We start from the raw sequence: 22,536 nt of genomic DNA on the forward strand, positions 1-22,536 counted from the left end.
CAGCCAGTTGGCTAGCTGAGATCTCCATGCTTTGTCCGCGCTTCCCAGCCCTTGAGCAAGCTACCGAGGCATCGAGTCCGGGCATTGGCGGTGTGCGGCGAGCGAAGGCCGTGAGCGCCCTGAGCGCCGCTGAGACAGGCGTATCGCGCTACTGATCAAGGGAGCACCTTGCTGGGTAGTTTCCGTGCTGATTCCAGTGTACAGCCGCCCTGGAGGCGATGAGAGGTGCAGCTCATGCGCGATGAGTTCGTTGCATTCGTCGAGAAAACCCTCACGTCTATTTGGCTAATACTATAAAAAAGTTCATATAAAACAGATTGTTATGGTGTTTGTGTTGGGTCGTGTGGTGTTTAGACAATTCCTTGACAACTCCCTGGTGTGGAACTTTCCTAAGGGCCATGGAGTGTAAAAAGAGTGTGAAAAGAGAAAGACGTCCATGGCAGCTGTCCGGCGAAGGTGAGAGGGCGCCGACATCTGTCCTTGCCAACGTACAACTCAGGAGTAACACCGTGGACAGAGGCAATTTCGTACATCATCGAGACGGAGGTCTGAGTGTCGCAGCGTCAGGTCATCTCCGTTCACCGTTCAGACCCCGTCTTCGACGTAGCTCCGCCTGACAGGCGCCTGCAGCCCTAGGGCTGCTCCTCACTAACCGTCCAGTAAGGGCTGTGCCTAATCGCCAGCTCGGCGGGTAAGGGCGTCTTTAGATAAAGCCAAGTAATTCATTCACTTCGCGAAATAGCGGAGCGGTCTTTTGCAGCCTGAATTTGAGCGGTTGCAGCCAGTTTGAGGAAAAAGTCATGGCTAATTTCATCAAATCCGACCTTGAGTTCATTCTGCAGCAGATCCTCATCGCAGAGGGCGATGCGAACGGCGAAGACATCCTGTCGCTGCTTCCCAATACCCTGGTGCCTTTCGGGCTGCGCACCGTCGATGGCTCCAACAACAACCTGCTTAACGGGCAGACTGAGTTCGGTGCGGCCGACAACCTGTTCCCGCGCATGCTCGATCCGGTGTTCCGTCCGGCGGAAGCCGGCACCTCGTACGCCCAGACGAGTGGCATGGTGATCGACTCGCAACCGCGCACGATTTCCAACCTGATCGTCGATCAGACCATTACCAATCCCGCAGCGGTGCAGGCGTACGTCGATGCCGGCATGGGCGTTCTGGCAGACGGCAGCCAGCTCGACGGCGGCGGTATACCGTTCCCCGTCGGCACCCTGCTGGACATCGATGGTAATGAGGTGCCGGCCGGGCAATCGCTGTTCCTGCCCAATACCGCGCCTGACGAGGGCTTGTCGGCGCCGTTCAACAGCTGGTTCATCTTCTTCGGCCAGTTCTTCGACCACGGTCTCGACCTGGTGCAGAAGGGTGGCAGTGGCCTGGTGTTCATGCCGCTGCAGCCTGACGACCCGCTGTTTGTTCCAGGCGGTACGACCAACTTCATGGTGTTGACGCGGGCGACCAACCAGCCGGGTCCCGATGGCATCCTCGGCACCGCGGATGACGTGCACGAGCACCTCAACCAGACTTCGCCCTTCGTCGATCAGAACCAGACCTACAGCTCGCACCCGTCGCACCAGGTATTTCTGCGCGCCTACGAGCTGGATGCGTCCGGCAAGCCGGTGTCGACCGGCAGGCTGATCAACAACCGGGACCTCGGACCCGACGGTGAGTTCGGCACCGCGGACGATGTGCTCGGCACTGGCATGGCCACCTGGGCCGTGGTCAAGGCCCAGGCGCGTGCGCTGCTGGGTATTGACCTGACCGATGCCGACGTGACCGATCTTCCGCTGCTGGCCACCGATGCCTACGGCAAGTTCATTCCCGGTGTGAACGGCTACCCGCAAGTGGTGATGCTCGGGCCAGACGGGATTCCGGGTACCGCCGACGACTTCCTGGTGGAAGGTGACCCCCTGGCGCCGATCAGCCTGACCGGCGCGGTGCGCACCGGCCAGGCCTTCCTGGTCGATATCGCCCATGATGCCAACCCCATCGATAGCCAGACCGGCGACATGCTGGCCGCCGACTCCGACAGCGCACTCGGCCTGTCGGAGCCTGGCACCTTCGATAACGAGTTGCTCGATGCCCACTTCATCACCGGCGATGGTCGGGTCAACGAGAACATCGGCCTGACCGCGATTCACCATGTGTTCCATTCCGAGCACAACCGCCTGGTCGAACTGACCAAGGAGGTCGCGATCGAGGCGGCGAATGCCGGCGACCTGGCCTTCCTCAACCAGTGGCTGCTGACCCCGGTGGCCGCGGTTCCGGCCGACCTGTCGACACTGGACTGGAACGGCGAGCGGCTGTTCCAGGCCGCCAAGTTCGGCACCGAGATGCAGTACCAGCACCTGGTGTTCGAGGAGTTCGCCCGTAAGGTCCAGCCCCAGGTGGATGAGTTCCTGGCGCCGGATGGTTTCGACGCCACCATCGATCCGAGCATCGTCGCGGAGTTTGCCCATACGGTCTACCGCTTCGGTCACTCGATGCTGACCGAGACGGTCAACCGCCTGGACCCTAATTTTGTCTCCAGTGACATGGGCTTGATCGAGGCCTTCCTCAATCCCCTGGCGTTCGATCAGGTCGGTGGCGTAACCGTCACCCCCGAACAGGCCGCCGGCGCCCTGGTGCGTGGGCTGACCCGCCAGGCCGGTAACGAGGTCGACGAGTTCGTCACCGGCGCGCTGCGCAGTAATCTGCTCGGCCTGCCGCTGGACCTGCCGGCCATCAACATCGCCCGCGGGCGGGATGCCGGCATACCGTCGCTGAACGCGGCGCGTCGTTCGTTCTACGAGGCGACCGCCGACAGCCAGCTCAAGCCCTATACCAGCTGGGTCGACCTGCTGGGCAATCTCAAGCATGAGCTGTCGTTGATCAACTTCATCGCCGCCTACGGCACCCACTCGACCATCACCAATGCCACCACCATGGCGGACAAGCGTGCCGCCGCCATGGAGCTGGTATTCGGCGTCGATGAGAACGGTGACAGCGTAGTCCCGGATGATCGCCTGGACTTCCTCAATGGCACCGGGATGTGGGCCAGTGGCGCCGATGGCGTGACCACCACCGGCGTCGATGACATCGACTTCTGGATCGGCGGCCTGGCCGAGGTGCAGATGCCCTTCGGCGGCCTGCTCGGCTCGACCTTCAACTTCGTCTTCGAGACCCAGATGGAGGCGCTGCAGAGCGGCGACCGCTTCTACTACCTGGGCCGCCTGGCCGGCCTGAATTTCCTCACCGAGATGGAAGACAACTCCTTCGCCAAGCTGGTGATGCGCCACACCGATGCGCTGCACCTGCCGGCGGACATCTTCTCGACCCCTGGCTTGATTCTCGAGGCCGACCAGACCCGCCAGTTCAATGAAGGGCTCGGCATGGCCGACCCGGTCGGTGACGACCCGCTGATTCCGCTGGTGATCCGCGACGATCCCGGCACCGACGCGGTGGAAACCAACTACCTACATTACACCGGTGACGAGCACGTGGTGCTCGGCGGCACCGATGGCGACGACACCCTGATCTCCAGCATCGGCGACGACACCCTGTGGGGCGACGCGGGTAACGACCGCCTCGAGGGCGGTGACGGCAACGACGTCATCGAGGGCGGTGATGGCGATGACATCATCACCGACATGGGTGGCGACGATGTACTCAAGGGTAACGACGGCAACGACGTGATCCAGGGTGGTAACGGCGAGAACCTGATTCTCGGTGGCTTCGGCAAGGACTTCATCATCACCGGTGAAGACGTGTCCGAGACCTTTGCCGGTCCTGGCGACGACTTCATCTACGGCTCGCCACTGAACCTGCCGACCTTCGGTAACGAGGGCGACGACTGGATCGAGCTCGGCACCTCCGATGGTGCCGGCGGCGACAACTTCGACCCGCAGGAGGCCAGCACCGTCGCCGGCCATGACGTGTTCATCACCGGCGGCGGCTTCGACGAAGTCGACGGCGAGGGCGGCGACGACATCATGATGGGCTCCGAGGGCGAGGATCACTTCGGCGGCGGCGGTGGCTTCGACTGGGTCGGCTACAAGTTCGCCCGCTTCGGCGTCAGCGTCGACATGCTGGTCAGTGACCTGATCGAGCCGCCGGTGGCGGCGTCCAACCAGGGCATCCTCGACCGCTTCGTTCAGGTCGAAGGCCTGTTCGGTTCCGCCGAGGGCGACATCCTGCGCGGCGACCATTCCAATGCTGCGACCATCAACGTCGATGGTGCCCAGAACAGCACCCTCAATGCCGCGGGCATCGCCATGATCGACGGCCTGCAGGCCTTCCTCGACGACATGCTGGCACCGGGCACGGCCAGCTTTAGTGGCGGCAACATCATCCTCGGCGGTGGCGGCAGCGACATCATCGAAGGTCGCGGCGGCGACGACCTGATCGACGGCGAGCGTACCCTCAACGTGCGTATCAGCGTGCGTGAGAATCTCGACGGCACAGGGGCGGAGATCGCCAGCTTCGACAGCATGAAGCCGATGATCCCGCTGATGCTCAACGGCACCTACAACCCGGGCCAGCTGGTGATCGTGCGGGAGATTCTGGTCGATACGGCCAGCTTCGACACCGCGGTGTTTACCGGCAACTTCTCCAGCCTGGATCCGGACTTGGGCGTGGTGCTGGATGACTACGTGATCAGCCGCGATGACAAGGGCACGGCGGACCTCAGCGACGATGTGTTCACAGTAGTCGACCTGTTCCTCGACGGTGACGGCGTCGACCAGTTGCGCGGTATCGAGCGGTTGCAATTCAACGATATCGCCTTCGTGCGCGACGACACCACCGGCGAGTTCGTCGAGCAGGTCGCCGGTACCCAGCAGTTCGGCAACTGGTCACCAGACGGTTTGATTCAGGTGAGCGGTGCGGTGCAGGTGGGCCAGTTGCTGAGCGCATCGGTTGCCGGTATCACCGATGGCGACAATGCCGGCGGCACACTTGGCGGCCGGCCGATCAGCTATATCTGGCAGGTCGACACCTTCGGCGATGGCGTCTTCGAGGACATCGTCGCCCTGGGCGGCGGCAACCCGGCGACCCAGCTGGGCAATACCTTCCGCGTGACTCCGGACCTGGAAGGCCTGGCGCTGCGCGTCAAGGCCATCTACCGGGATGATGCCGGCACCACCGAGATGGTGTTCTCCGCTGCGACCGTGCCGGTGGCGGACGGCGTCTTCCCGACCCCGGCGGCCATACCCGCCGAATCACCGACGGTCAGCCCCGGCGGCGGCCTGCACCTGATCCGTTCGGACCTGCAGTTCATCCTCGAGCAGATCTTCATCTCCGAGCAGCACGCCGCAGGCGCGGACCTGCTGTCATTGCTGCCCAACTCGCGGGTGCCGTTCGGCCTGCGTACGGTGGATGGTTCGCTCAACAACCTGGTGCAGGGACAGAGCGGCTTCGGTGCGACCGATGAAGGCTTCCCGTTGCTGCTGGATCAGCAGTTCCGCGATGACCAGGATGGCGACAGCTTCGGTCCTGTCACTAATACCAACTACGCCTCGACCACCGATGTGGCCGACGCCGATCCGCGCATCATCAGCAACCTGATTGCCGACCAGACCATCACCAATCCGTCTGCCGTGCAGGCCTTCCTCGATGCTGGTCTGGGCACTCAGATGCTCGATGCGGTCACCGGCGATCCGCTGTTCAACGCCGATGGCACCCCGCGGATTCTCGATCTGGATGGCGTGGAAATACCGCGTGGCCAGACCCTGACCATCCCCAATACGGCGCCGGATGAGGGCCTGTCGGCGCCGTTCAACGCCTGGTTTACCTTCTTCGGCCAGTTCTTCGACCACGGCCTGGACCTGGTGCAGAAGGGCGGCAACGGTAACGTGTTCGTGCCGCTGCAGCCGGATGATCCGCTGATTACCCACGGTCCTGATGGCATCGCCGGTACCGGCGACGAGCTGACCAACCCGGGCCAGCAGTTCATGCTGCTGACCCGCGCCACCAACGTGGACGTGCAGCCGGGCGCTGACGGCGTGCTGGGTACGTCTGATGACATCCACATTCACAACAACCAGACCTCGCCGTTCGTCGATCAGAACCAGACCTATGCCTCGCACCCCGCGCATCAAGTGTTCCTGCGCGCTTACGAGCTCAATGGGACCCAACCGGTGGCAACTGGCGAGCTGATCACCAACCGTGATGTCGGCGCAGACGGCATCTTCGGCACCGCCGACGATACGGACATCGGCGGCATGGCCACCTGGGCGATCGTCAAGGCCCAGGCCCGCGATATCCTCGGTATCGAGCTCAGCGACCACGATGCCCTCAATGTGCCGCTGGTGGCGGTCGATCCCTACGGTAACTTCATTCCGGGCGATAATGGCCGCGTGCAGCTGGTCACAGTGGGACCCGATGGATTGCCTGGTACGGCGGACGATGTGCTGGTCGAGGGCGATCCGTCTGCGCCGATCAGCACCGCGACGGCTGTGCGCACCGGCCATAGCTTCCTGGTGGATATCGCCCATTCGGCCAATCCGTTCGGCCCGGACGGCATGCCTCGGACGGCCGATACCGATACTGCGGTTGGCTTGTCCAATGGTGTGGACCCGGTTACCGGCGATCCTATTCCGACTGCAGGCTCCTTCGATAACGAGCTGCTCGAAGCGCACTTCATGGCCGGCGACGGCCGGGTCAACGAGAACATCGCGCTGACCTCCGTCCACCATGTGTTCCACTCCGAGCACAACCGCGTGGTGGCGCACACCAAGGACGTGGTGCTGGCGTCGAACGATGTCGACTTCATCAATAACTGGCTGCTCACCCCGATCGCGGCGCTGCCGACCACCCAGCTCGAGATCGACGCGCTCCAGTGGAACGGCGAGCGCCTGTTCCACGTGGCCAAGTTCACCACCGAGATGGAATATCAGCATCTGGTGTTCGAGGAATTCGCCCGCAAGATCCAGCCGCAGGTCGACGTGTTCCTCGGCGAGGGTCAGGGCTACAACGGCGAGATCAACCCGGCGATCGTTGCCGAGTTCGCCCATGCCGTGTACCGCTTCGGCCACACCATGCTGCTGGAAACGGTCGATCGCCTGGATCCTAACTACGTCTCGAGCGAGGTCGGCCTGATCCAGGCCTTCCTCAATCCGCTGGAGTTCAGCCAGAACGGCACCCTGACCCCAGAAGAGGCGGCGGGCGCCATCGCCCGCGGCGTGACCCGCCAGGCCGGTAACGAGATCGACAACTTCGTCACCGAGGCCCTGCGCAACAACCTGCTGGGCCTACCGCTGGACCTGCCTGCGATCAACATCGCCCGGGCCCGGGATACCGGTACGCCTTCGCTTAACGCGGCGCGCCGCGACTTCTGGGAGAACACCGGCGACAGCCAGCTCACGCCTTATTCGAGCTGGGTCGATTTCTCGATGAACATGCGTCATCCGACCTCGCTGGTTAACTTCATCGCCGCCTACGGCACCCATGCCGAACTGCTGGCAGCCGATGTCGACACCCTGGCCGAGAAGCGCGCGGTGGCCGCGGCGCTGGTACTGGGCGGCAGTGCGGTGATCAATGCCGGCGGTGTCGGTGGCGCAGAGCGAACCTTCGTGGCCGACGACGTCGACCGTGTCGCCTTCCTCAACAGCACCGGCATCTACGCCATGGTGGATGGCCTGACCACCACCGGCGTCGACGACATCGACCTCTGGGTCGGTGGCCTGGCCGAGCGGCAGATGCCGTTTGGCGGCATGCTCGGCTCGACCTTCAACTTCGTGTTCGAGAACCAGTTGGAGAAACTGCAGAACGGCGACCGCTTCTACTACCTGGAGCGCACCGCGGGGCTGAACTTCCTCTCTGAACTGGAGAACAACTCCTTCGCCCGCATGATCATGGCCAACACCGATGCCACGCACCTGCCGGGTGACGTGTTCTCGACCCCGGGCTTCATCCTCGAGGTCGACCAGACCCAGCAGTTCACCGGGCTTGGCATTGACGGTCGAGATGACCCAGACAGCGGGGTTCTATTGACCCCGGATGTGATCCGCGACAACCCAGACACCCCGGGGGCAGATACCAACTACCTGCGCTACACCGGTGACGAGCACATTGTTCTCGGCGGTACCGCCCTCGATGACATCATGATCTCCAGCATCGGTGACGACACCCTGCATGGCGATGAGGGTAACGACCGGCTCGAAGGGGGCGACGGTAACGATATCGTCCTCGGCGGCGCCGGCGATGACATCCTCACCGACCAGGGTGGCGAGGACAATATGCAGGGCGGTGATGGCAACGACGCCATTCATGGCGGCAACAGCATCGACCTGATCCTCGGCGGCTTCGGCAAGGACTTCATCGTCACCGGTGAAGACGGCGACGAGACCTTCGGCGGCCCGGGCAACGACTTCATCCTGGGCGACATCGCCGACGAGTTCGTGTTCGGTAACGAGGGCGACGACTGGCTCGAGCTGGGCATGGCCGACGGCAGCGCGGGGGACAACTTCGATGTACGCGGGCTGGATGCGACCATCGGTAACGATGTGTTCATCGGCGGCGGCAGTATCGACCGCATGAATGGCGAGGGCGGCGATGACGTCATGATGGGCAATGGTGGCCCGACCGACCGCTACATCGGTGGCTCGGGCTTCGACTGGGCGCTGTTCCGGGATAACCCGGAAGGTGCCTACGTCGACATGCGCCTGCGCGCCTTCAATGAAGTGATTCTGCCACCGTCCAACGGCTCGTCGCTTGCCCGCTTCGAGTCCACGGAAGGCCTGTCCGGTTCGGCTCACAGTGACATTCTGCTGGGCGATGACTTCGATGCCGCCATGATCGCGGCGTCCGGTTTCCGCGGCAGCGTGCTGACCAACATCTCGCTCGTCGAAGGCCTGCAGGGCTTCCTCGACGGCATGCTTGGTACGCCGACCATACCGACTGTGACCTCGTTCGGCGCCGGTAACATCATCCTCGGTGGCGACGGCAGCGACCTGCTGCAAGGTAATGGCGGCGACGACCTGATCGACGGCGACCTGTGGATGAACGTCCGCATCAGCGTGCGCGAGAACAGCGACGGCACCGGCGCAGAGATTGGCAGTGCCAACAGCATGGCGGAATTGGTGGACGACGTGTTCGCCGGCATCATCAATCCGGGCCAGCTGGTCATCGTTCGGGAAATCCTGCCTGGAGATGGCGGCTTCAACTTCGATACAGCAATGTACGCAGGTCCGTTGGCTAACTACACCATCATCGAGAATGCCAACGGCACCTTCACTGTCACCGACAACGGCCCGGATGGCCTGGGCGGCGTCGAGGGCAGCGACACCCTGCGCAACATCGAGCGCTTGCAGTTCAACGACCAGTCGGTGGTGCTGGTGCCCGGCCTGAATGAAGAACCGGTGGGCCTGGCGTCGATCAACGACAACACCCCGGAAGTTGGCTCCCTGCTCTCGGCTAACGTCGATACGGTGACCGACGCCGACAACCCTGGCATCGGCCGTGTAACCGGCCCGGTGAGCTACCAGTGGCAAGCCGATTTCACCGCCACCGGTGTCTATGAGGACATCGTGGTGATAACCGGCCTGGGCGATGAGCATGCAAATGATCAGACCTTCCGCGTGACCGAAGACCTGGCTGGACTGCAACTGCGGGTCAAGGCCGTCTACCAGGATACCAACGGCGTGCTCGAGACCGTGTTCTCGGCGCCAACCGGTCTGGTTGCTCCAGTTTCGGTCAATGACGCACCGGTCGGCACCATGCTGATCAGCGACACCACGCCGAATGTTGGTCAGCAACTGACGGCCACCCGCGCCTTCACCGATCCGGATGGGCCGGTGCAGCCGGTGCTGTCTTATCAGTGGCAGGCGGGTACTGGCGGGGTGTTCAGCAATATCCTGGGCGCAACCGCTGCTTCCTTCGCGCCGAGCCTGGGATTGACCGGCCAAGAGCTGCGCGTCGTGGTCAGCTATACGGATGACCTCGGCAACCTGGAGACGGTGACTTCGCTGCCGACTGCGGGGGTAGTCAACCTGATTACTGATACGATCGCCAATGATGGCGTGCTTAATGGCACGGCGTTTGATGATGTGATTCAGGGGTTGGCTGGTGATGATGTACTGAATGGCGGTCTAGGTGATGACACGCTCATTGGTGGCCTTGGTAATGACACGCTCAGAGGTCGCGAGGGTAACGACACCATGATCGGTGGCGTCGGCAATGACGTGTATGAAGTCACCGATGCCGGGGACGTAGTGATCGAGCTTGCTGGCGAAGGCATGGACACGATCTGGACAGGACTCCTGAGCTACACGCTGGGAGCCAATGTCGAGAACCTGGTGTACAGCGGTAGCGGCAATTTCACTGGTACCGGCAATGCGCTGGCCAACTCCATCTATGGTGGTAGCGGCAATGACGTACTCAGTGGAGGAGCCGGCAACGATGCGCTTATTGGTGGTCTTGGCAACGACATCCTCAGAGGTCGCGAGGGTAACGACACCATGATCGGTGGCGTCGGCAACGACGTGTATGAAGTCACCGACACCGGGGACGTAGTGATCGAGCTTGCTGGCGAAGGTACGGACACGATCTGGACAGGACTCCTGAGCTACACGCTGGGAGCCAATGTCGAGAACCTGGTGTACAGCGGCAGTGGTAACTTCACAGGCACTGGTAACGCCCTGGCCAACTCCATCTATGGTGGTAGCGGCAATGACGTACTCAGTGGAGGAGCCGGCAACGATGCGCTTATTGGAGGTCTTGGCAACGACATCCTCAGAGGTCGCGAGGGTAACGACACCATGATCGGTGGCGTCGGCAATGACGTGTATGAAGTCACCGATGCCGGGGACGTAGTGATCGAGCTTGCTGGCGAAGGCATGGACACGATCTGGACAGGACTCCTGAGCTACACGCTGGGAGCCAATGTCGAGAACCTGGTGTACAGCGGTAGCGGCAATTTCACTGGTACCGGCAATGCGCTGGCCAACTCCATCTATGGTGGTAGCGGCAATGACGTACTCAGTGGAGGAGCCGGCAACGATGCGCTTATTGGTGGTCTTGGCAACGACATCCTCAGAGGTCGCGAGGGTAACGACACCATGATCGGTGGCGTCGGCAATGACGTGTATGAAGTCACCGATGCCGGGGACGTAGTGATCGAGCTTGCTGGCGAAGGCATGGACACGATCTGGACAGGACTCCTGAGCTACACGCTGGGAGCCAATGTCGAGAACCTGGTGTACAGCGGCAGTGGTAACTTCACAGGCACTGGTAACGCCCTGGCCAACTCCATCTATGGTGGTAGCGGCAATGACGTACTCAATGGAGGAGCCGGCAACGATGCGCTTATTGGCGGCCTCGGCAATGATACCTTCATGTTCGGAGTAGGCTTCGGCGACGACCGCATCATTGACTTCGACGATGATCCGACCGGCGGCCAGGACCTGCTCGACATCGCCGCGTTGGGTGTTACTGACGCCAACTTCGCAACCAACGTGACCATCGCCGATGTCGGCGCGGACACCTTGGTGTCGGTCGCTGGCGGTTCCATCCGCCTGGTCGGCATCGCCGATGCCACCACCATCACCCAAGCCGACTTCACCCTGGCGCTTCTGTAGGGTGCGCTGTGCGCACCGCGGGCTATCGATACCTGTTGGCGCGCAGCGCGCATCCTTCAAACACGTGCCTTGGAGCTATATCTTCTGGACGAGTACCGATGCTGCAGGGTGCTCCGTGCGAGTGGCTGCAGGCGTGAATCGGGGCCGGCAGAAAGAGTCCTCGACTCCCGGTCCGGTGATGAACAAAGCTGTAAGGAGGCTGTCACACACCGCTGGATGCAAGGAAGGCGCCTGTTACCGCCGATACATGAGAGGCGGGGCACTCAGGGAGGGAGATTTAAAAGTGATCGCATGCCATGCTATCGACCTTTGTTTAGATGGACCCCAGCCGGCCTATGCCAGACCTACCGCAGCAACCCAGCTATAGCAACGATGAAATCGATCTGGCCGAGCTGCTTCGATCACTGTTCCAGCAAAAGTACCTGATTCTCGCCATCGCCTGCCTAGCCACCCTCGGGGCGGCTGCCTACGCCTTCCTGGCCACGCCGCACTATCAGGTGCAGAGCGTGTTGCGCCCGGTGGATCAGGGCCGCCTCGATGAATTGAATGGCACCGGCGTCTATGACTTGACCCCGGCCGATGCATTGAGCCGTGTGGGGGCTGGGCTCTCTTCCTACGAGAGTCGCCTCAAGTTCTTCCTTGACAATCAACAGCTGTTTACCGGGCTGGTCGAGCCTGGCCGCTCGCTGGAGCAGGCTTTCGAAGCGTTCAACCGCTCGGCGTTCACCATGCTGCAGGTCGACCCGAAGAGGCCCAATAGCCTGAGCGAGTTCGTCGGTATATCCCTGAGCTACCCCAAGGGGGTCGATGGTGTGGAGGTCGTCAATGGGCTGGTCGCTGCCGTGCAGGAGGCGGAGCGGGAGCGCATAGCCACCGACCTGAAGGTGTTGATAGCCAACCGCCTGTTTGCCCTCGAGCAAAAGGTCGAGGCTGCACGGGCCAGCTACGAGGCGAGCAAGCAAGCACGAATTGCCAACCTTCTCGAGCAGGATGCCTTGCGCAAGGCGCAGTTGCAGGATGAGTTGCGGGCCCTGCGCAGCGAACTGAAAACGCGCCGGGAGAACCGCATCAAGCGTCTCGATGAAGCCATGCAGATAGCCGAGTCGCTGGGTATCCGCAAACCCACCACCCCTTCGGCCATGGCCGACGCGCAGCGCCGGGGGCTGGTGGTGCGTACCGAGGTCAACAGCCGGGACATTCCGTTGTACTTCATGGGGGTGGATGCCTTGAAGGCCGAGCGGCAGGCCCTGAGCGAACGCAGCTCGGACGACTTCAGCGAACCGCGGGTCGCCGAGATCGAGAAGGAACTGGCTCTGCTGAGCCAGAACCGGCAGGTGGAAATCCTCGAGCAGCGCAAGAACGAAGATCTGTACCTCAAGGATCTGGCGGAGTGGCGGCAGGAGGCGGCACAGCTCAAGGGGATCAAGTTCGATACCGGCGCCTTGCAGTTGGTGAGGGTGGACCAGCCGGCGCTCGAGCCGCTTGCTGCGGTCAAACCGAAGAAAGCGCTTGTGCTTGGCCTGGGCGGGGTTGCCGGCCTGATGCTCGGCGTCTTCGTGGCGTTGCTGCGCAACCTGCTGCGCCCCAGGCAAGCCAACAAACCGTAGGGCGTATGTGGGGAGGCGCGCCGTAAGCGCATCGCCCTGAGTGGGGAGTCAATATGCGAGGCGCGGAAACTATGACGTGTATCACAAAGCTCCCGTCCGTCTATCAGCGGCTGTCAAATGTTTGTCAAGACTTGTAATGTCATGCACCGCAGGCACAATGCCGCCCAGTCTCTGCTGGTGGGATGGGTAAAAGCCCTTACTATCGGCTGCTCCGGAACCCGCGGTGTATGGCTGGAGTGGCTCGATAGGACAACAACAGTTGTCCTCGCCTGGCGCATCCGTGGCACACATTTGAAAGATGGACCTTGGCCGTGAACGCAATCCCCCCCGCTGTGCAACCACCCGTTAACGACGAAATCGACCTGGCCGCGTTATTTCATTCGCTCTGGGAACAGAAGCTGTTAATTGCCCTGGTGACTCTACTGGTCGGCCTGCTAGCAGCGGCCTATGCCTTCCTGGCCACCCCTGAATACCAGGTGCAGAGCATGTTGCGTCCTGCGGCGATCAAAGACCTGGATGCCTTGAATCGCACCGGTGTTTACGAGCTGACGCCTGAGCAAGCCATGCAGCGCGTTGGCGCCTCCCTGGAGTCCTATGACAGCCGCCTGGCGTACTTCCGCGCCAACCCGGGGCTGTTCGAGGCCTTGCGTCAACCCAATCGCAGCCTCGAGCAAACCTTCGAAAGTTTCAATCGAGAGGCGTTCAAGATGCTCCAGCCCGATCCGAAAAAGATCGACAGCCTGAGCGCCTATGTCGGCATCCAGCTGACCTACCCGGCGGACGTCAACGGCGTCACCCTGGTCAATGGCCTGGTCGAGCATGCCATCCAGGCGGAGCGCGAAAAGATCGCCGCCGATCTGCAAACAGTGATCCAGAACCGCCTGAATCAACTCGAATTGAAGATGGCCGCGGCCCGCGCCAATTATGAAGCGAGCAAGGACGCCAGGATCGCCGAGTTGCTCGAGGCCGACAGCCTCAAGCGTGCGCAGTTGCAGGACGAACTCAAGGCGCTGCGCCAGCAGCTCAAGGACCGCCGCGACAACCGCATCACCCAGCTCGACGAGGCGATACGTATCGCCAAGGCACTGGGTATCGGCAAACCCACCACACCCTCCGCGCTGGGCGAGGGCGAGCGCGTAGCGCAAGGCAGCGTAATTCGTACCGAGGTCAACAACCAGCAGATACCGCTCTACTTCATGGGCAGCGAAGCCCTGGAGGCAGAGCGTAATGCCTTGCTGCAGCGTCGCTCCGATGACTTCACCGAGCCGCGCATCGCGGAGATCGCCAAGGAACTGCAACTGTTGGCGCACAACCGGCAGGTTGAAGTGCTCAATCAGCGTGAAAACGAAGACCTGTTCCTCAAGGACCTGGCCATCTGGCGGGAGGAGGCCACTCGTTTGCGCAACCTTAGCGTCGACGTAACCGAGCTCAAACTGGTGTCTGTCGACCAGGTCGCCGTGGACCCCCTGCGTCCCGTAAAGCCCAAGAAAGCGCTGATCCTGGCATTGGGCGTGGTACTCGGCGGCATGCTGGGGCTGTTTATCGCCCTGCTGCGCAACGGTCTGCGTCGGGGTGCCTCGCGACATCATTCCGATCAGTCGAGCTTGTCATCCTGACAAGACGCTCAGTAGAGGGGGCCGCCCTCGAATCGATTAGCCGTGCCTCGTAGGGTGCGCCGTGCGCACCAAGGCCCCCAAATACAAGCGATGCGGGATGCAGAAACAAGCGCGCTCTAACCGCTATTAAGACCAGTACGCGGCCATATGCTAAGGAATAGCCCCGGCACCGCTCCGCTTCTCCCACCGACATCGTTAAAGGACTAACACGGATCGACACCATGGGTTACCCCGATATCCTCCATCATGGCGCCAAGGACGGCGTGACCGGCTCCTGTCACCAACTGTTGATGGACGCCGAGCACAGCCTGCTGATCGACTGCGGCCTGTTCCAGGGCGCCGAGACTTCGCCCGAAGGCAAATCCAGCGCCGATCTCCTGGCCATCGAGTTTCCCCTGGACACGATCAGGGCTCTGGTCGCCACCCACGTGCATGTCGATCACGTCGGGCGCATCCCTTACTTGCTGGCCGCCGGTTTCAAGGGGCCGATCCTCTGCAGTGAACCCTCCGCCAAGCTGCTGCCCATCGTACTGGAGGATGTCTTCAAGCTCGGCTTCAGTCGCGACCAGAAGCAGGTCGAGCGCTACATCAGGCTGATCGAGCGACGTATCATCGCCTTGCCCTACAAGACCTGGTTCACCCTGCAGGGTACCGAGAGCCTGAGCTGCTGCATCCGCCTGCAGCGCGCCGGGCATATCCTCGGTTCGGCTTATGTGGAAATCAACCTGCACTACCTCCGGTCCGGCGAGAGGAAACGCATCGTCTTCTCCGGCGACCTGGGTGCCCCCCATGCACCCCTGCTGCCTGCGCCCAAACCGCCGTACCGCGCCGACATTGTGGTGATCGAGAGCACCTACGGCGACCGCCTGCACGAAGATCGCCGCACTCGCCAGCAGCGCCTGGAAAGCGTCATCGAGCGCGCCCTGGCCGACAACGGCACGGTACTGACCCCGGCCTTCAGCATCGGCCGCCCCCAGGAACTGCTCTACAAACTGGAAGACATCATCCACCGCAAGCTCAATGCCGATGGAAAAGAGCAAGGAAGCAGAGCCGCTCTTAGTCCCCCTCTCCCTCCGGGAGAGGGGCTAGGGGTAAAGCCAGCAAACACGACACGGCTGGCCCTGACTGGCCCACATTACCTATCATCCGCGACTCACCCCTGGCCAGCCGCTTCACCCAGGTCTACCGCGACCTCAAGCCCTTCTGGGATAACGAAGCGCTGCAGCGCGTGAAACAAGGTCGCAACCCACTGGAGTTCGCGCAGCTGCTCACCGTCGAGAGCCACCAGGTGCACCTGGCGATGGTTCGTCACCTGACGGAAACCGCTCGTCCGGCCATCGCCATAGCAGGGAACGGAATGTGCAGTAGCGGTCGAATTGTCAATTACCTGAAATCCATGCTGCACGACCTGCAGCACAACGTCCTCTTCGTCCGCTACCAGGCCCAAGGCACCCCGGGCCGGGCCATCCAGGCCTACGGCCCGCGGGGCGGCTATGCAGATATGGAAGGGCAACGCTATGACATTCGCGCTCAAATCCATACCATAGGCGGTTATTCGGCCCATGCGGACCAGAAGGGACTGGTGAATTTTGTCACGCGGATACGTGAGTGGCCGTCTGAAGTGAGGATTGTGCATGGCGAACCCAAAGCGAAGCAGGCTTTGGCTGGACTGTTTGAGTATCGATATCGAAAAAGCGGGCGAGTAGTGAAAACGGTCACACCAAACTAAATGCTAGTTAGTCGCACGTAAGATTGATAAAGAGCAGAGCTGAGTGAAGTCAACAGTTATCACGAAAATTATAAATATTAGTCTGAGAGGGGCTACCCTTGTCAGTAAGTTTTTGTTGATCTTCTTTCTTGCGCGTTTCCTTGAGCCAGCTGAGGTGGGGCTGTATGGCTTGCTCATGGCTTCCGTGGGTTATGCCATCTATTGGGTGGGGTTTGATTTCTATACTTTTAGTTCGCGTGAGATCATCGGTGCTGAAAGAAAGCTTTGGGGGGGTATGTTGAAGGACCAGGCAGTGTTCTTTTTGTTTATATATTTATTGTTACTGCCGCTATTGATGCTTGTTTTTATCAAGGGGCTTATGCCCTGGTACTTGGCGCCCTGGTTCTTTTTGCTGCTGATCTTGGAACACCTTGGGCAGGAGTTGAATCGTCTGCTTGTCGCTATTTCTGAGCCTTTATTCGCGAGTTTTGTGCTCTTCGTAAGGTCGGGAGCCTGGGTCTGCGTAGTGCTTCCACTTATGTGGCTAGACCCAGAGCTACGGAAGCTTGAGACTGTACTGGCCGCGTGGAGCGTGGGGGTGGGGGTTGCATGTTGTTTGGGTTTTACTCGGGTCGTTCACTTGCGATTAAAAGGTTGGCTGACAGCCGTCGATTGGCACTGGGTCTGGAAAGGGATAAAAGTCGCTGTCCCATTTCTGCTGGCTACGCTCGCTGTTCGGGGGATCTTAACCGTTGACCGATACTGGGTCCAAGCGACTAGTGATATGGATTTGCTGGGCGCCTACGTATTATTCATGGGCATTGCGACAGCTGTGATCTCGTTCTTGGATGCAGGGGTTTTTGTATTTATCTATCCTGCATTGATTGCCGCGTATCGAAATGGTGACAGTGATAAATTTAAAGCCGGTATGCACCAGTTGACTTTGCAGACGGTGCTGGTTGGTGGGGTTATCTCGTTGCTGGCTTTCGTGCTGTTAGGCCCTGTGTTGTCATGGTTGGATAAACCTTTCTATATCGAGAAGGCTGGGCTTTTTAGTTGGATTATGTTGGCCATGATTCTATATGGGCTGAGTATGATTCCTCACTATGGTCTATATGCTAAGGGGGCGGATAAGCATATCATATTGAGTCATCTTGCAGGTTTGGTAGTGTTTCCGCCGTCAGCCTATATGCTTTCTCGCTCTAATGGTGAGTTGGCAGTCCCTTATGCGCTGTGTATTTCTTTTGCGCTTATTTTTTTCTGGAAGCTATATGCTTACGCTGTACTTCGCGGAAAATCTTGCGCAAAGAATGTGCAGCTTTCATTGTGACTAAAAGTAAAGAAGGTTTGTGATGTTCAATGATAAGTCCATTTTAGTGACTGGTGGTACCGGCTCTTTTGGTAACACCTTCGTTCCGATGATCCTGGCCAAGTACAACCCGCGGCGAGTGATCATCTACTCTCGTGACGAGATGAAGCAGTGGGATATGGCTAAAAAGTTCGAGGGCGATTCCCGCGTTCGCTTCTTTATTGGCGATATCCGCGACAAGGATCGTCTGTATCGCGCCTTGGATGGTGTCGACTACGTTGTGCACGCCGCTGCGACCAAGATTGTCCCGACCGCCGAATACAACCCCTTCGAGTGCGTTAAGACTAATATCGATGGTGCGATGAACTTGATTGACGCCTGTATCGACAAAGGCGTTAAACGTGTGGTTGCGCTCTCAACCGACAAGGCTAGCAGCCCGATCAATTTGTACGGTGCGACTAAGTTAGCCTCGGACAAGCTGTTTGTTGCCGGCAACTCTTACGCAGGTGGCCATGAAACCCGCTTTGCCGTTGTACGTTACGGTAATGTGATGGGATCGCGTGGCTCGGTGATTCCGTTCTTCATGTCGATTAAAGATAAAGGTGTGCTACCTATTACCGATGATCGTATGACTCGCTTCATGATTTCCTTGGAAGAAGGTGTCGAATTGGTTTGGCATGCCTTCGAGGATATGGAAGGTGGCGAGATTTATGTGAAGAAGATCCCTTCCATGAAAGTTACCGACCTCGCCCGTGTGGTGGCTCCAGAGGCCAGGCAGGAAGTAGTCGGTATTCGTCCCGGTGAAAAGTTGCATGAGCAGATGATCAGCGTCGAAGACGCTTACTACACCTACGAATACCCTGAGCATTTCAAAATACTGCCGACCATCAATAATTGGGCCACTTGCGAGAAACGCATTAAGGACGGTAAGAAAGTACCGGAAGGTTTCGTCTACTCCAGTGACAACAACGCCGAGTGGATGTCCGATGAGGCGTTGCAGGCCTGGATCGAGGCCAATCGTGAAAAGATCGGGAGTATCTGATCCATGATCCCTTACGGTCGCCAGGACATCACTCAAGCCGACATCGATGCAGTCGTGGGTGTATTGCAGTCCGACTTCCTTACCCAGGGACCTATGGCTCCGCGCTTCGAGCAAAGCGTGGCACAGCATGTCGGCGCCCGCCATGCCCTGGCCGTGAATAGTGCTACTTCAGCGCTGCACATTGCCTGCCTGGCGCTGGGATTGGGTCCCGGCGACCGCTTGTGGACCACCCCGGTCAGCTTCGTCGCCTCGGCCAATTGTGGTCTCTATTGCGGTGCGGAGGTCGACTTCGTGGATATTGACCCGCGTACCTACAATCTTTGCCCGCAGGCACTTGAGCGCAAGCTCGAACAGGCCGAGCGAGAAGGCAAGTTGCCCAAGGTGGTGGTGCCGGTGCACCTGAGCGGTCAGTCTTGCGACATGCAGGCCATCCATGCGCTGGCCCAGCGCTATGGCTTCAAAATCATCGAGGACGCTTCGCACGCTATCGGTGGAAAATATCAAGGTCAGTTCATCGGCAATTGTCGCTACAGCGAAATCACGGTATTCAGCTTCCATCCGGTGAAAATCATCACCACCGCCGAAGGCGGCATGGCGCTGACCAACGATGCTGAGCTGGCAAATCGTATGGCTCTACTGCGCAGCCACGGTATCACCCGTGACCCGGAACAAATGACGCATGAGACCGATGGCCCTTGGTACTATCAACAAGTCGATCTTGGCTTCAATTACCGAATGACAGAGCTGCAGGCAGCCTTGGGTGTTACCCAGATGGCGCGTCTGGATCAGTATGTTGAGCGGCGTCATCAGCTGGCCAAACGCTACAACTATCTGCTCGGAGAGCTGCCTGTTACCACACCCTGGCAGCATCCGGATAGCTATTCGGGGCTGCACCTGTATGTCATCCGGCTGCAGTTGAACAGGATTGTGAAAAGTCATCGCCAGGTTTTCGAGTCCCTGCGCGAGCAGGGACTCGGCGTGAACTTACACTATATCCCGGTGCATACCCAGCCTTACTACCAGCGAATGGGTTTCAAAGAAGGTGACTACCCGCAAGCGGAAAGTTATTACCGCGAGGCCATTAGCCTGCCTATGTTTCAGACCATGACGGAAGAGCAGCAGAATCGTGTTGTGTCTGTGCTTCAAGAGGTAGTGTCTTGAAAAGTGTTGCAGTTCTTCAGGCCCGCACAAATTCGTCACGTCTGCCAGGCAAAGTGCTTCTACCAATTAACGGTATCCCTCTTGTAGTATTGGCAGCCAAACGTGCTGCCAATACTGACCGTAAAGTCATAGTTGCCACCTCACAGGAAGCGAGCGATGATGCTCTGGCAGCGATTATCGAGGGTCACGGCCTGGCCTGCTCGAGAGGTAGCCTTGAAAATACTCTGGAAAGGGTGGTTCATGCCTTATCAGGATATGACGATAACACTATAGTGTTCCGTCTAACTGCAGACAATATTTTTCCTGATGGCAGCCTGCTCGATGAAATAGAGCAAGACTTCATAAAAAGAAAACTTGACTATCTTTGCTGTAATGGCGAACCGTCCGGCTTACCTTACGGCATGAGTGCTGAAATAACCAGGTTAGGTCATTTGCGTGAGGCTGCCAGAAACAGCTCCAGCAAATATGATCAAGAACATGTAACACCCTATATCATCAGGAAGTTCGGCTCTGAATTCTTCGAGAGTTATCGATCCTTAAATAAAGGTCACTTTCGCTGTACCATTGATTGTTTTGATGACTATCTGGGGGCACTGCGGCTCTTTTCAAATTTTGACGACGCCATACATGCCGACCCATTTGATTTGATAAAGTACCTTGAAAGTTCTCCATATCAACCAATGGGAAGTCAACCTGTGCCACGGTTGGTTTTGGGAGCTGCTCAGCTTGGTAGCAACTATGGTGTGGCAAACAAAATCGGACAGCCTTCCTCGAGTTTGTCTCAGGAACTTATTAAAACTGCGATAGCCAATGGTGTGGTTTACCTCGATACGGCTCGTGCGTATGGTAATAGTGAAGAGATTATTGGCCAGGCACTGAAAAGTGGTTGGGAAGGGAGAGTTAAGATAATAACCAAACTTTCTCCACTTCTAGAGTGCCCTGCCGATGCGTCAACTAATTCTGTCAGAGCCTTTGTCGATGCTAGCATCTACCAATCCTGCTCTGCGCTTCGCGTGCAAAGCCTTGACGTTTTGATGCTACATCGTGTCTCGCATATTGACGAGTGGGACGGCGCGGTATGGCAAAGGCTACAGGAACTCCTGGAGTCTGGAGTCATAAAGGAGCTTGGAGTCTCTATTCAGTCGCCGGAAGAGCTTGAGAAAGCGTTATCTGAACTTGACTTAACGTTTATTCAAATGCCAGTCAATATACTAGATTGGCGATGGGACTCTATCATTCCGAAGATCAGAGCTGTAAAGCTCGAACGCAAATTGATCATTCATGTTCGCAGTGCTCTCCTGCAAGGTCTTCTGCAAAGCAGCGATCCCCGACACTGGCTTAAGGCCAATGTTGAAAATGCAGAGGTAATAATCCAATGGATGAAAGAGCAGGTCGAGTTATGTAGCAGGCTCAATATAGCCGATTTGTGTCTGAGTTATATTAATTCACTGGATTGGGTTGATGGCATAGCTGTCGGAATGGAGAGCATGCAACAACTTAAAGAAAATATTGAGATTTTCTGTCGCCCAGTCATAAGGGAAGACGAGATAAACAAAATCTTGGCAAGTCGCCCGAGGCTGGAAGAGTCTACACTTAATCCAGCACTATGGAGAATGGACCAACAATGAAGAAAGGTGTGGAGATATTTTCTCTTCAGGGTAGGTCTGCTCTAGTTACGGGGGCTACAGGATATTTAGGTTCTGCAATGGCGATTATCTTGGCCGAAGCTGGTGCACATGTCCTGATTAACTCGCGCTCTCAAGAGCGAAGCTCTTCATTAGTCGAAAAACTGAAACATTCCGGACTTTCTGCGGAGGCAGCTGTTTTTGATATTACATCAAAAGAGGCGGTTGAGTCCTTCTTTTCTTCTTATCAAGACCGCCCGTTGCATGTTCTGATTAATAATGCCTATGTCGGTGGTGCGGGTAGTATTGAGCTCTCAAGTCCTGAGTCGTATACCTCAAGCTACGATGTGACGATGATTGCAGCACATAATCTTCTGAAAGTAGCACTACCAAATTTACGTAAAGCGGTCCAGGTATCGGGGGATGCATCGGTCATCAACCTCGCCTCTATGTATGCAATGGTAAGTCCTGATCAACGCATTTATGAGTTTGCAAGTGGTGTCAATCCACCCTTTTACGGGGCGGCAAAAGCAGCATTACTTCACTGGTCACGCTATGCGGCCTGCGAGTTCGGTCGTGAAGGAATCCGAGTTAACTCGATATCGCCTGGGCCGTTCCCATCTGATGTTGTTCAAAAGGCCAGTCCAGATTTTATTAAGACACTCAATGGGAAAGTCCCCATGGGGCGAGTCGGTATTCAAGATGAAATCAAGGGCCCTGTTTTGTTTCTTGCATCGTCTGCCTCCTCCTTTGTTAATGGTGCAAATGTTGTTGTGGATGGCGGTTGGACGTGCTGGTGAAAAATATAAACTTTATGATTTTGTTGTAATTAATGGAAGATAGTATGATTATTCTTTATATGGAGTGGTAGTGGTACGAGCGCGCTTCCAGTGCGGAGTAATCAGGG

The 22,536-nt window shown here is 58.4% G+C and carries 8 protein-coding genes and 1 pseudogene; all 9 read left to right on the forward strand.

Going from position 1 to position 22,536, the window contains the following annotated elements:
* The first annotated feature begins 800 nt into the window (after positions 1-800).
* The 9 genes and pseudogenes from KDW96_RS20480 (at position 801) to KDW96_RS20520 (ending at position 22,429) form a co-directional block, all read left to right on the forward strand.
* Positions 801-11,561 carry a peroxidase family protein gene (locus KDW96_RS20480; RefSeq protein WP_255838059.1) on the forward strand — a complete coding sequence of 3,587 codons (10,761 nt, stop codon included), beginning with the start codon at positions 801-803 and terminating at the stop codon, positions 11,559-11,561.
* 335 nt (positions 11,562-11,896) lie between these two features.
* Entirely contained in the window at positions 11,897-13,168 is a 1,272-nt protein-coding gene (locus KDW96_RS20485) for a Wzz/FepE/Etk N-terminal domain-containing protein (protein ID WP_255838060.1), read from the forward strand.
* A gap of 311 nt (positions 13,169-13,479) precedes the next feature.
* Positions 13,480-14,784: a Wzz/FepE/Etk N-terminal domain-containing protein gene (locus tag KDW96_RS20490; RefSeq protein ID WP_255838062.1), complete on the forward strand. Its 1,305-nt coding sequence runs from the start codon at positions 13,480-13,482 to the stop codon at positions 14,782-14,784.
* A gap of 221 nt (positions 14,785-15,005) precedes the next feature.
* Positions 15,006-16,513: pseudogene (locus tag KDW96_RS20495) on the forward strand (MBL fold metallo-hydrolase RNA specificity domain-containing protein).
* Positions 16,514-16,556: 43 nt separating this feature from the next.
* Positions 16,557-17,822, forward strand: a complete 1,266-nt coding sequence (locus KDW96_RS20500; RefSeq protein WP_255838063.1) for a lipopolysaccharide biosynthesis protein — start codon at positions 16,557-16,559, stop codon at positions 17,820-17,822.
* Between the two features lie 22 nt (positions 17,823-17,844).
* Positions 17,845-18,843, forward strand: coding sequence for a UDP-N-acetylglucosamine 4,6-dehydratase (inverting) (gene pseB, locus KDW96_RS20505; protein WP_255838065.1), 999 nt, complete (start codon positions 17,845-17,847; stop codon positions 18,841-18,843).
* A gap of 3 nt (positions 18,844-18,846) precedes the next feature.
* The gene (pseC, locus tag KDW96_RS20510) at positions 18,847-20,004 is read left to right on the forward strand and encodes a UDP-4-amino-4,6-dideoxy-N-acetyl-beta-L-altrosamine transaminase (RefSeq protein ID WP_255838066.1); all 1,158 of its coding nucleotides are present in this window, start codon (positions 18,847-18,849) and stop codon (positions 20,002-20,004) included.
* Positions 20,001-21,632: an aldo/keto reductase gene (locus KDW96_RS20515; protein WP_255838067.1), complete on the forward strand. Its 1,632-nt coding sequence runs from the start codon at positions 20,001-20,003 to the stop codon at positions 21,630-21,632. The genes pseC and KDW96_RS20515 overlap by 4 nt, the downstream gene beginning before the upstream one ends.
* On the forward strand, positions 21,629-22,429 hold the full coding sequence (locus KDW96_RS20520; RefSeq protein ID WP_255838068.1) for an SDR family NAD(P)-dependent oxidoreductase: 801 nt from the start codon (positions 21,629-21,631) through the stop codon (positions 22,427-22,429). Before KDW96_RS20515 ends, KDW96_RS20520 begins: the two co-directional genes overlap by 4 nt.
* Positions 22,430-22,536: the final 107 nt, after the last annotated feature.

The organism is Pseudomonas benzenivorans (assembly GCF_024397895.1).
Lineage (GTDB): Bacteria > Pseudomonadota > Gammaproteobacteria > Pseudomonadales > Pseudomonadaceae > Aquipseudomonas > Aquipseudomonas benzenivorans_A.

Bases quoted from the DNA above. Each gene is read 5' to 3' on its own strand.
- KDW96_RS20480 (WP_255838059.1), top strand. From the start codon at position 801: ATGGCTAATTTCATCAAATCCGACCTTGAGTTCATTCTGCAGCAGATC.
- KDW96_RS20485 (WP_255838060.1), top strand. From the start codon at position 11,897: ATGCCAGACCTACCGCAGCAACCCAGCTATAGCAACGATGAAATCGAT.
- pseB (WP_255838065.1), top strand. From the start codon at position 17,845: ATGTTCAATGATAAGTCCATTTTAGTGACTGGTGGTACCGGCTCTTTT.
- pseC (WP_255838066.1), top strand. From the start codon at position 18,847: ATGATCCCTTACGGTCGCCAGGACATCACTCAAGCCGACATCGATGCA.
- KDW96_RS20520 (WP_255838068.1), top strand. From the start codon at position 21,629: ATGAAGAAAGGTGTGGAGATATTTTCTCTTCAGGGTAGGTCTGCTCTA.